This is a genomic window from Vulcanococcus limneticus LL, assembly GCF_002252705.1.
GTDB lineage: Bacteria > Cyanobacteriota > Cyanobacteriia > PCC-6307 > Cyanobiaceae > Vulcanococcus > Vulcanococcus limneticus.
Window position 1 is genome coordinate 1 of sequence record NZ_NQLA01000078.1, and the last position, 9528, is coordinate 9528.

Genomic DNA, 9528 nt, shown 5'->3' on the forward strand with positions numbered 1-9528 from the left:
CCCATCGAGCCCCCCAGCGCCAGCCCGGCCAGGATGCTGAGCCCCTGGCTGACGGCGTCGTCGATGCGGCCCTGGGGCCGGGCACAGAACAGCGCCAGCGGGTGCACCGGCAACGACGAGACTGAACCCGCCACAGGCGGCGTGGGGGCATCGGGGTCGAGGACGCCGCCCCGACCCCGGGGACGCTGCAGCGCCGGCTCTGGCGCCGAGGCCACCGAGCGCTGCACGGCGGCGTCAAAGCCGTGTAGCCGCACGTAGAGCCAGGAGAGGGCCGTGCAGTTCAGCAGGTCAAAGCAGAGGGTGAGGCCCTGAAACCCCAGGATTCCGGTGGAGATCCAGACCACCAGACGGCGGGATTCCATGGCGAGAGGCAGCGGCAACCCCAGAGGGTTCCGGGCCTGCGCCGCCACCCCGGGCCTGCAGCCCCCCGGGGCCGAAACGGTGGCTACCATTGGTATCTACCAGAGGGTTGGCTGATGGACACCGCGCGTCTGTTTCAGTCGGGGCGGAGCCAGGCGGTCAGGTTGCCCAAGGACTACCGCTTCAGCGGAAGCGAAGTCGCCGTCAAGCACTTCGGCAATGGTGTGCTGCTGTTGCCGATCGAGGACCCCTGGCAGACCCTGGAGGCCGGGCTGGAGGCCTTTGAGCCAGGGTTTGTGCTCGAGCGCCAGCAACCTGAGCAGCAGCAGCGGGATGCGTTCAACCCGTGATCCTGCTCGACACCAACATCTGCATCTACGTCATCAACGCCAGACCCGCAGCCGTGCTGGAGCGGTTCCGCCGCTACCGCATGGGCGAGATCGGCATCTGCAGCGTGGTCGCCGCTGAACTCGCCTACGGCGTCGCCAAGAGCGGCTCCAGCCGCAACCGCCAGGCCCTGGAGTTGTTCCTGGCGCCCCTCGTCATCCTTCCCTTTGATGAGCCGGCCATCTGGGTCTACGGCGACCTGCGCGCCGAACTGGAGCGCAGGGGCACGCCGATCGGCTCCCTCGACACGATGATCGCCGCCCATGCCCTGAGCCAGCAGGCGCCCTTGATCACCAACAACACCCGCGAGTTCGCCAAGGTGCCAGGTCTGCGGCTGGACAACTGGGTGCCCGCCAGCTGAGTCGACGGGTGCCTTAAACGCAGGCCCAGCGGGCCCAGGCATGGGCTGTGGAGCGGCACCACCCGGAACCCTTCCAGGTCTGCGCACGCTCCCCCTTTGACCCTCTCCCCCGACGGCTGGCAACTGCTCAAGCGCTGGGAGGGCTGCCGTCTGGCGGCCTATCCCGATCCTGGCAGTGGCGGCGAGCCCTGGACCATCGGCTATGGCCATACCGGCCCAGAGGTGGTGCCCGGTCTGGTGATCAGCCCGCAGCAGGCGGAAGCCTGGCTCCAGAGCGACGCCGCTGAGGCCGCCGCCGCGGTGGATCAGCTCCTGGCCGGCTGCTCCGTGACCGCCCGGCAGCGGGAGGCGCTGGTGAGCTTCTGCTTCAACGTGGGGGCAGGGGCGCTGGAGGGCTCCACGCTGCGGCGGCGGCTGTTAGCGGGGGAACCGGCGGCGCGGGTGATCGCCGAGGAACTGCCCCGCTGGTGCCGCGGCGAGAACGGCCCGCTGGAGGGATTGCAGCGGCGCCGCGCCGCTGAGGTGGCCCATGCCCTGGGAGGCACGGGAGCCGCAACCTCGCCGGTGCCATCGGGCCAACCCGGACTGCCGCAGGACCAGGCGCCCGTGGACGGGCGGCCGATCCAGCTGCGCGACGCAGCGGCCTTCCACCGGGATCTGCCCCACCAGCGTCAGGCCTGGGAAGCCCTGCAGCGCTCCCTCAACGCCGAGCAGCTGGAACAGTTCGCCAGGGCGTACCGGCAGGCCTCGGCACCAGCGGGGCAGCAGCCATGGCCCCAGGCGATGGCCCAGCCCGAGACACCAGCCAAGCCAGCAGCACTGCACCAGGGCCTGATCCATCTGGCAGTGCCCTATCTCGCCCAGAACGACAGCGCCACCGGCCAGGGCCCGCGCATGTGCTTCTCCTCCAGCTGCGCCATGGCCGCCGCCTATCTCCGACCGGGCTGCCTGAACGGACCCGGTCAGCTCGACGACCAGTTCCTGGCCCTGGTGCAGCGGCACGGCGACAGCACCGAGGCCCCGGCCCAGCTGGCGGCCCTGGCAGGGCTTGGCCTCCGTGCCCGCTTCCGCAGTGATGGCCGCATCACCGATCTGGTGGCCCAGCTGCAGCGGGGCCTCCCCTGCCCCGTCGGCTGGCTGCACAAGGGCGCGGTCAGTGCCCCCAGCGGCGGCGGCCACTGGAGCCTGGTGATCGGCTGGGATCCGGCTACACGCCAGCTACTGATGCACGACCCCAACGGCGAGGCCGATCTCGTGGCTGGCGGTTATGTCAGTACCGCGATCGGCAGCGGCAAAGGCCTGCGCTACTCGGAGCGCAACTGGAGACGCCGCTGGATGGTGGAGGGGCCTGGATCGGGCTGGTGGGTTGAGCTGCTGACGGCCGACTGATGGGCTGAGGAATCCGTCATCTTGACCCCGGTGGGCCCTGTCCCATCGGGCATCGGTGGCGGAGCGGCGGTAACGCATCGCCAGCAGTGCGCCCGTGTAGCAAAGATCCCGCTGGCTGCATCTGCCCAGGCAGCGACACAACGACCCACGAGGGGCTCTGCACCCTCGTTGGTATGGCGGTGTCTCCGATCGAGGGAGCAACAATCAACACGGGGCGACCCACGGGCAGCACCATGGGTTGCTACGTTTGTGGGATCACGAACTAACCTCCATGGCCCTAACCGGATCCGATCTGCTGGCCAAGGTCAAGGAGCTCGGCGATGCCTCCAAGTCCGATCTGGTGCGGGCCGCCGGCTACGTGAGCACCAAGAAGGACGGCAGCGAGCGCCTCAACTTCACCGCCTTCTACGAGGCGCTGCTGGAGGCCAAGGGCGTCAGCCTCGGCGAGACCGGTGGTAAGGGCAAGGGCAAAGCTGGCCGCTCCCTGAGCTACGTGGCCAAGGTGCAGTTCAACGGCAACCTGCTGGTGGGCAAGGCCTACACGGCCCTGCTGGACCTCAAGCCCGGCGATGAGTTCGAGATCAAGCTGGGCAAGAAGCAGATCCGCCTGCTCCCCGCCGGTGGCAGCGACGAGGAGGAGTGAGGCGCAGGGGGGCTCGCTGAGCCATGTGGTTGTTTCTGCCGGACGGCTTCCTTTCGATCGTGGCCGTCAAGGGTGAGGAAAACGGCCCCACCCTGTTGGTGCGGGCGCGGGCGGCAGGCCATATCGAGGCCTGCTTCCCGGCCGCCGAAGTGATCACCACCGCCGATGCCGACTACCGCTACCGGGCCTTCGTGCCCCGGGAGCAGGTGGCGGCAGCCTTGGCGGAGCAGGTTCGGCAGCTCTCCTACACGAACTTCAAGAACGCCATCTCCTCCGATGCGTATCACGACGCCGCCCTGGAGGCCTGGGGGGTGATGCACCGATTCCAGGGCCAATCCTGCAGCTCAGCCAGCAAGCCCTGAATGCGGGGATGGCGGCGACAGATCAGGAGCAATTCAGGTCCGATCCGAAGGCCCCCCGTATAGGGGCTGCCGAGCACGGATAGTTCCGCCTCGCTGATGATCAGGCCATCCAAGAGGTCGTTACGGATCAATTCCGGCGCCGCCTGCAGCAGCAGACCCTCCAGGCCAACCCAGTGAAGCCACGGATAATCGGCCATCTGCTGCTGGTGCTCCGGCCGACCGCCGACGCGCAGGACCCCCGCCTGCCAGCGGTGCAGGCTCAGGCCCTTGCGCAGCAGCCGCAGGCAGCTCGACTCCCCAAAGCGGCGGCCAGGCCTCTGACGGGGCCGGCGCTCCAGGCCTAGATCCTGCGCCAGGGCCCGGTAGCGCCGGCTCACGGTCGGCTGCGACAGGCTCAGCACCCGGGCCGCTGCGGCCGTACTGCCGGTGAGCTCCAGCATGTCGATCAGCAGCACATCCCGGAGCAGATCCGGGGCGCGGTAGGGAGTGCCCTGCTCCTGGTTGACCATCGTCACGACCTCAGCCTCAGCGGGGTTCACCCTCTCCCGCCTGGCTGTTGCTGGGCTGAGCTCTCCTGCGAAGCACGACGGCGGGGCACGTTGTTCGCACGACGGGAGCAGCACAATGGCTGTGGGCCCAGCAGCGTTGCGCCATGTCCTCCCCCATCCGCTGCCATCTGCTGATCGGCCCCCCAGGCAGCGGCAAGACCACCCTGGCCCACAAGCTGGCACCCCTGCTGCAGGGACCCAACGGTGAGCCGGGCCTGGTGCTCTCCACCGATGTGATCCGCGCCGAGCTGTTCGGCGATGCGGCGATCCAGGGCCCCTGGCCGGAGATCCGTGATCGGCTGCTGCAGCGTCTTCACGAGGGGATCGCCGCCGGCATCCCGGTGATCATCGATGCCACCCACGCCCGCCGGCCCTGGCGCCTCATCTACACCCAGGCCATGACCTATTCCAGGCCGGTGGAGTGGATCGGCTGGTGGCTGACAACCCCCGAGCCGACCTGCCTGGCCTGGGCCCGCAACCGCGAACGGGAGGTGCCCGAGGCCGTGATCCGGGAGTTCGCCGCATCGCTGGCCCACAAACACTTCGGCCCTGATCGCAGCGAAGGCTTTGCGGCCCTGGTGACCGTGAATCCAGCGGCCGAGACGGTGGATGGGGCACTGCTGCAACGGCATCTCGATGGCCTCGACAAGCGGATCCGCAATGCAGTGAACCTGGATCGGGGCCGCAAGCTCCCCTACCTGCACCGCTACTCCCGCCTGCTGGATCTGGAGCGGCTGCTGTTCCTGATCCGATTGATGACAACCTTCAACGGGCTCGACATCAGCGATCCCGGTACTGCCAGCGCCCTGCTGCAGGTGCTCAACCCAGCGCCCGAGGGGGATCTGGCGGAACGGGCCGCCGCCTATCTTGCCAGCTGGAGCGAGATCCATGGCGGCAACTGTGAGTGCTACGCCGATGTGGACGCGATCCGCTCGGATCTGGCCTGGCTGGCGGCCAATGGTTTCTCCAACCTCAACTGGAGCGACAATCAGCCCTTGGATCTGGGCCCAGGGGGGCCTGTGCAGGGCAGCAGCATCCACGGGGGCTATCCAGCCCTCGGCGATGGGCGCATCTTCCGGCGGGTGTTCACCCTGCTGCGCCACATCCTCCAGGAGCCCTTTGATGCGCCGGCACCGACGGCCAGCGGATCCAAGGGGTCCAGGTCCGGCACGGAGAAGGACAAGCTCTACCGCCACCTGATCGAGGTCCTGGGTGACATCGAGGGTGGCTACGCCCCGGGGCAGGAGGCGTCGCTGCGCAAGGACCTCGAGCTGCTGCTCACGCCCTATGGATTTCGCCCCAAGCCCAGCTCCGGCCGTCCCGACAACCTGCGCCACGGCTACGCCCTCGGCACCGCCCTGCTCTCGGCCGATCAGCTGCTCGAGGTCTACACAATGCTCAAGGCGTCGGTGGAGCGCCTGGGCGATCCATCCCAGCAGCCGGTGCTCGATCAGCTGCGTGAACGCCTGCTCTGGGCGGGGGTGCTGCACGAGGGCTCGGTATCGCGTCGCTTCTCCAAGCGAGCTCTTGCCAACCGCTCCTTCACGGAGGAGAAGCCCGGCACCCTGGCCGATCCCGAGCTGGTGCAGCGGCTGGAGCGGGCGATCAAGGACCGCCGGCGCGTGCGCCTGCGGCACCTGCCCGATCCCGAACCCAGCGAGGCGGAGAAGTTACGCGGTGAGGACGGCAGTTTTCGCGCCTGGCCCCTGCAGCTGCTGTTCCACAACATCAGCTGGTATCTCGCCTTTGAGACCTACACCCCCGGCCGCAGCCAGGGTCTGATCCGCTGCCTGCGGTTGGATCGGCTCGTGATGCTGGGCGAGGACGGCAATGTGCGGCGGAGCAGCGAGGACGAGCACAGCACGGCGATGGAGCGGCTGCAGCGGCTGTTGCACGTCTGCGGAGGGCTCTACTTCGGGAATGGGGTCGATGATCAGCTCGCGGTGATGCCGCAGGCCAGGGCCCGAGCCAGGGCCGATGGGCAAGCGGAGGTCGCCGCTGATCCCTACGCCGTGCTGCGCTTCTCCTGCACAGCGGCGGTGTTCAGGCTGATCCGTGAGGAGCCGCGGCGCTTTCCTCCGGAGCATACCGCCCATGCCCGGCCCAGGCCTGGCGATGACCTAGGACCGGCAAGCCCGCGCGACACCCTGGAGCCCAATCCCCCCGGCGACAGCCACCCCTACCCGGTGGAGATCCGCCTGCCGCGCTGGACCGTGGAACAGGACTGGGACCTGCGCAACTGGCTGTTCCGCTGGGGCGGCGGCATCCGCATCGAGCTGCCGTTAGAGCTGCGCCAGCAACAGCTACAGCAGGCACTGGAGGTGGTGGCGCTCTACGAGAGCTGCTGATCCTGCCTATCCCCCGTCTGAGCAGTCAGCGCTTCCGTGTCTGTTCACGGTACGGCTGCCGATTGGTGGTTGATCTATTCACCGTACCACCAAATCCGCTGCTGGGGCGCTATGGCGTTCAACGCACTCGCTGCACCCGTGCTTCGCACGAAAGCGGTGCAATCCGCCCCTGGCCCTGCGGACACTGGCGGGATCCCGTCCAGAGCTGGACACCGCAACAGACCCAACCCATGCGCACCCAATCCCCGGGCTGGCTGGCGATCAGCACCGATGGCTTTGCCGCCATGAATGCCGCACGGCCGCCGGAGCACCTGATCAAGGAGCTGGTGCAGAACTCGCTCGATTCCATCGCCGCCGGCCAGGCGGGCTGGATCCAGCTCAGCACCAACCACGACGGCACCAGCCTGCACGTGCACTGCGCGGATAACGGCTCCGGCATCGACAACCTGGCTGATCTGCGCGTGGTGTATCTCACCCACAAGACCGACAGCCACCAGAAGCGGGGCCGCTTTGGCCGGGGCTTCAAGGAGGCACTCTGTATCGCCCAACAGGCCCTGGTGGTGAGCGGCGGCGAGCAGCTGCACTTTCTGCTGGAGAACGGCGAGCGCGTCACCCGCCAGAGCCCGGCAGCAGCCGCCAGAGCGGGCACGCGCGTGAGCATGCAGATGGCCTGGCCGGCCGAGGTGGTCGAGCCGCTCGATCGATACTTCGCCCGCTTCCTGGTGCCCAGCGGTGTGGCCCTGGAGGTGAATGGCCGGCGCCTCCAGCACCGGCCCGCCGAGCATGTCCTGGAGGCCAGCCTTACCACCGAGATCTACGACGCCACCAGCCAGAGCTGGAAGAAACCCAGGCGCAGGACCGCCATCCACCTGGTGCGCTGCCTGCAGGAGGAGACGCCCACGATCTACGAGATGGGGATCCCGGTGGCCCAGCTGGAGTGGAGCGTTCCCTTCCACGCCGACATCCAGCAGCGGGTGCCGATGAACCCCAACCGCGATGCGGTGGCCTCGGGCTACGGCGTCAGCCTGCACGTGGCCTGCCTGCCCGCCCTGCTGGAGGGCATGGACGCGGACACCATCAAGCAGGACTGGGTGGGCCAGGCCGGCCGGCGCTGCAGCACCGCCGTGCAACAGCAGATCATCAAGCGGGCCTTCGGGGCCAACATCGCCCGCTCTGTGCCGCGGATGGGCAACCGCCACTTCGATGAGGACGCGCGCGATCTGGGGGTGCAGGTGATCAACACCGCCCAGACCAGCGGCGGCTTCCGCGAGATGCTGCGCCTGTTCGTGCCCTCAGCCCAGGAGCTGGTGCGCCGCGAGGAACGGGCCAAGGCGGCCCAGGTGGGATCCGCGGGGTTCAGCGTGGCGGTAGCCAGGGCGGCCGAGGCGACGGATCCGCGCCAGACCTGGATCACGCGGCAGGGCGGCGAGCAGCACGTGGCGCGCTGCCTGGCGTTTGCGGTGTGGTTCTGCCAGCAGCTGGTGACCAGCTGTCCCGTCCGCCAGCAGGCCGTGAGCGGCCAGCTCACCCTCAACACCGATCCCTCCCAGACGCTCTATGCCCACTGGAGTGAGGGCAACGTGCTCACCCTGGCCCTCGATCAGGACTGCTTCTGGCAGAACCCGCTGGGCCCGGAGTGCCTGCAGGTACTGATCCATGAGGCCGCCCACGCGATGAACATGCACCACGGCTACGAGTTCCGCAAGGAGCTGGAGCGCCTGGCCGGCGTGGCCGCCAGCCTGATGCTGCAGCGGGGCGGGGAGATCCAGGAGCGCTTTTCGGACCTCAGGGACGCCGCCAGGCGATAGGGAGTTACTCCAGGCCTTCTGGGCTGGATCAGCTGCGCCGGTTGTGCTGCAGCCCCCGCCAGTGGGCCCGATTCGCCGTAGGAGAAGGTGGCGCCTCCCCCAATGACCTCGCTGCTCAGCCGCCGATGGTCTGAACAACCTGCACCAGGAGGTCGCGGGGGCTCCTCACAGGGCCAGGAGTTCCTGCCGGACGTGGTGGAGGCGGATCAGTGGCGGGGCTTCCCCATCCTCAAAGTGGCAGTGGACGGCACCCCGGATGTCCTGATGCAGCTCCTCCAGGCTGTCGGCCTCGGTATGGATGGCGGCGCCAACCGCACTCGCCCGGTAGGAGCCGTCATCGGCCTCCTCCACGACAAACAGGACCTCGTTCATGGGCTGGCCACCTCTTTGAAGTCTGGCTGCGTCAGTGCGGTCGTGGACCTGCCGGACAACCCGGGCCCTGCGCTTCCCCTGGCAAGGCTGACATCTCTGACAGCGCATCTAGGATCGGTGCGCTGCTGGCGTCGGCCATGGCCACCCCTGCAACCCGCAAACCCAGGCCCACGCCCCATGCCCAGGAGGCCTTCCAGGTCGCCCTGATCGAGCGGGTGGAGAAGGCCGGCCTGACCCCCCAGGCCCAGGCGGCACTGCTCCAGGCCGTGGATGCCGCAGCTGCAGCCTCTGGTTCCGCCGAGCCCGCTGCTGAGGGGGACGTCGGTGAGCTGCGCCGCTGGCTGGGACCCGGCCCTGCCAATCCAGCCCAGCTGGAATTCGAGGCACTGCAGGCCCGCTTTGCGATGCGTCGCGACCTGCTCGAGCACACCATCGGCAGCCGCGAGGTGGTGGCCCTGTTGGGGGCCCGCAATCGCCAGACGCCGCTGGATCGGATCAAGGCCGGCTCGCTCCTGGCCTTCCGGGATCAGGGCCACTGGCGCTTTCCCCTCTGCCAGTTCGACCCTGACGGACCCGATGGGGTGGTTGCCGGGCTACCGGAGGTGCTGGCCGCTCTGCGGCTGCCGGATCTGAGCAAGACCCGCTGGTTGCAGCGCCCCCAACCGGTCTTCGGTGGGGACACACCGTTGGAGCGGCTGCGGCAGGGCCAAGTGCAGGCCGTGCTGGAGGAAGCGCAGGCCGTGGGCCGTGGTCAGGATTGATCCACCCCCACCGAATCGGCCGACCCAGGCGAAACTCCGGACCCTGGATTCGGGCAGCCCACTGTTGCGGATCTTCCAACCCCAGCCCTATGGATCTACGGCCTGTGGGTTTCGCTGCATGGGTCCATTCTCCCGCTTTGACCACCACCAGCAGGGAGAGCCTCGATCCATTCTCTACTGCGCCCAGAG

The 9528-nt window shown here is 68.4% G+C and carries 11 protein-coding genes; 8 read left to right on the forward strand and 3 right to left on the reverse strand.

The window, feature by feature from the left end:
- Nucleotides 1-362, reverse strand: a 362-nt coding sequence (locus CJZ98_RS16645; RefSeq protein ID WP_094592249.1) for a hypothetical protein, incomplete at its 3' end; no start/stop codon positions are given.
- A 114-nt stretch (nucleotides 363-476) separates the two neighbouring features.
- On the opposite strand from CJZ98_RS16645, the gene CJZ98_RS16650 reads away from it, so the two are divergent.
- The 5 genes from CJZ98_RS16650 (at nucleotide 477) to CJZ98_RS16670 (ending at nucleotide 3502) form a co-directional block, all read left to right on the forward strand.
- On the forward strand, nucleotides 477-710 hold the full coding sequence (locus CJZ98_RS16650; protein ID WP_094592240.1) for an antitoxin: 234 nt from the start codon (nucleotides 477-479) through the stop codon (nucleotides 708-710).
- Nucleotides 707-1108 (forward strand): type II toxin-antitoxin system tRNA(fMet)-specific endonuclease VapC, encoded by a 402-nt coding sequence (vapC, locus tag CJZ98_RS16655; RefSeq protein ID WP_198537917.1) that lies wholly within the window; start codon nucleotides 707-709, stop codon nucleotides 1106-1108. The genes CJZ98_RS16650 and vapC overlap by 4 nt, the downstream gene beginning before the upstream one ends.
- 96 nt (nucleotides 1109-1204) lie before the next feature.
- A complete protein-coding gene (locus CJZ98_RS16660; RefSeq protein ID WP_094592241.1) occupies nucleotides 1205-2497 on the forward strand; it encodes a glycoside hydrolase family protein in 1293 nt (430 codons plus the stop codon).
- A gap of 271 nt (nucleotides 2498-2768) precedes the next feature.
- Nucleotides 2769-3140: an AbrB family transcriptional regulator gene (locus tag CJZ98_RS16665; protein WP_094592242.1), complete on the forward strand. Its 372-nt coding sequence runs from the start codon at nucleotides 2769-2771 to the stop codon at nucleotides 3138-3140.
- A 23-nt stretch (nucleotides 3141-3163) separates the two neighbouring features.
- Nucleotides 3164-3502 carry a hypothetical protein gene (locus tag CJZ98_RS16670; RefSeq protein WP_094592243.1) on the forward strand — a complete coding sequence of 113 codons (339 nt, stop codon included), beginning with the start codon at nucleotides 3164-3166 and terminating at the stop codon, nucleotides 3500-3502.
- On the opposite strand, the gene CJZ98_RS16675 is transcribed toward CJZ98_RS16670, so the two are convergent.
- Complete coding sequence (locus CJZ98_RS16675) at nucleotides 3424-4041, reverse strand: helix-turn-helix domain-containing protein (protein ID WP_232756569.1); 618 nt, start codon at nucleotides 4039-4041, stop codon at nucleotides 3424-3426. The genes CJZ98_RS16670 and CJZ98_RS16675 overlap by 79 nt on opposite strands.
- Nucleotides 4042-4154: 113 nt before the next feature.
- On the opposite strand from CJZ98_RS16675, the gene CJZ98_RS16680 reads away from it, so the two are divergent.
- Nucleotides 4155-6398 (forward strand): AAA family ATPase, encoded by a 2244-nt coding sequence (locus CJZ98_RS16680; RefSeq protein WP_094592245.1) that lies wholly within the window; start codon nucleotides 4155-4157, stop codon nucleotides 6396-6398.
- Nucleotides 6399-6628: 230 nt separating this feature from the next.
- Nucleotides 6629-8206 (forward strand): ATP-binding protein, encoded by a 1578-nt coding sequence (locus tag CJZ98_RS16685; protein ID WP_094592246.1) that lies wholly within the window; start codon nucleotides 6629-6631, stop codon nucleotides 8204-8206.
- Nucleotides 8207-8371: 165 nt separating this feature from the next.
- On the opposite strand, the gene CJZ98_RS16690 is transcribed toward CJZ98_RS16685, so the two are convergent.
- Nucleotides 8372-8578: a 2-oxoisovalerate dehydrogenase gene (locus tag CJZ98_RS16690; RefSeq protein WP_094592247.1), complete on the reverse strand. Its 207-nt coding sequence runs from the start codon at nucleotides 8576-8578 to the stop codon at nucleotides 8372-8374.
- A gap of 137 nt (nucleotides 8579-8715) precedes the next feature.
- Here CJZ98_RS16690 and CJZ98_RS16695 point away from each other — a divergent pair, with 137 nt between their 5' ends.
- Entirely contained in the window at nucleotides 8716-9339 is a 624-nt protein-coding gene (locus CJZ98_RS16695; RefSeq protein WP_094592248.1) for an antitoxin Xre/MbcA/ParS toxin-binding domain-containing protein, read from the forward strand.
- Nucleotides 9340-9528: the final 189 nt, after the last annotated feature.